Origin of the sequence: Longirhabdus pacifica (assembly GCF_004115085.1) — a bacterium.
Classification (GTDB): Bacteria; Bacillota; Bacilli; order Paenibacillales; family DSM-105158; genus Longirhabdus; species Longirhabdus pacifica.
Genome location: NZ_QXJP01000057.1, coordinates 1 through 1230 on the forward strand (window position 1 = coordinate 1; position 1230 = coordinate 1230).

Here is a 1230-nt window from a genome sequence, read left to right on the forward strand (position 1 = left end):
AAAGAACAAAAAAACACCTCTAATCCTATTCAAATTGCTGGATTTGACATGCAGCCCCATACGAATAATTTATTGTATGATTATTTTCTTAAATTTGATGCTACATTTGCAGAAAATGTACAGGAGGCGGAAACAAACCTTAAGGAACTTGAAAATAGTATATTCAGTATTGGTTTTTCTGAAAAAGAAAAAGATGAACGAGAAGTATTAATTGCAGAATATGAAAAATTATCGAATGAGTGGACTTCATTACATACAACAGCAACAAAAGGATGGAGTGAAGACGTAAACAAGTTAGTTGTGGAATATTTTAATCTTAGAATTACATCTTTGATGGATTATTTTACGGAAGAAAATTTTTCTGAAAATAGTGGTTTTAATAGTTACGCAGCTAATAAAAGGGATGAAATGATGTCAAACAATTTAGTATGGCTGTTAGAAGAAGTATATCCAGACGAGAAATTTATTGTATGGGCACATAATGCTCATATAATGAAAAGTGAATCGACTGTAGATAAACAAAGCTATAAAAGGGTAAATATGATAGAGCAATTACCAGATAGAATAAAAGAACAAGCGTATGGCATTGGATTATATATGTACAGTGGATATTCTATGTCTGATGATAGAAGTGTTATTATGCCCGTATATAGCAATCATAAGGGTAACTCTGTTGAACACCTTCTCCATGAACCTAATTATCCAGTGGCTTTCTTAAACATTGATATAGCGGACGATGAAAATAATACATACTGGTGGAATAGTGAGGCTATAGGGAAGAGTTCAGGTGAATATGAAGAAACATTTGTACCTAGTGAACAGTATGATGGTCTGATATTGATTGAAGAAGTCAATTCGTCAAACTATGTTAAAGATAATTAGAACATTTAACATGTTTGGTTGAAGTAGTGTTTGCACAATACATTCACTGGACAAGTATAAGTTTGTTCTAATGTTGAATAGGAGATGGTTACATGAAAAACTCAACAATATCCAAAGGTTTATATGCGATGCTATTAATATGTGTGGTTGTCCTTTTATCTAGCTGCACAGAACAAGGGGCAAACGATACACAAGATAATAACATTATAGATCATGAAGAAGAGACATCCGAGGTAAACGAGACGAATGAAATTCAATCTATTTCATTGGACAGTACAGATTACAGTGATTTAGAGTTTTTAAAAGAAGTTCTTGAAGATAAAAGAATAGTGATGCTTGGAGAAAGCT

General features: G+C 32.4%; 1 protein-coding gene and 1 pseudogene. Both read left to right on the top strand.

Going from position 1 to position 1230, the window contains the following annotated elements; all coding sequences use genetic code 11:
- Window positions 1-882, top strand: an 882-nt coding sequence (locus tag D1Z92_RS17040) for an erythromycin esterase family protein (RefSeq protein ID WP_164931699.1), incomplete at its 5' end; no start/stop codon positions are given.
- Between the two features lie 92 nt (window positions 883-974).
- Window positions 975-1230 (top strand): annotated as a pseudogene (locus tag D1Z92_RS17045) (hypothetical protein); the annotation flags it as partial.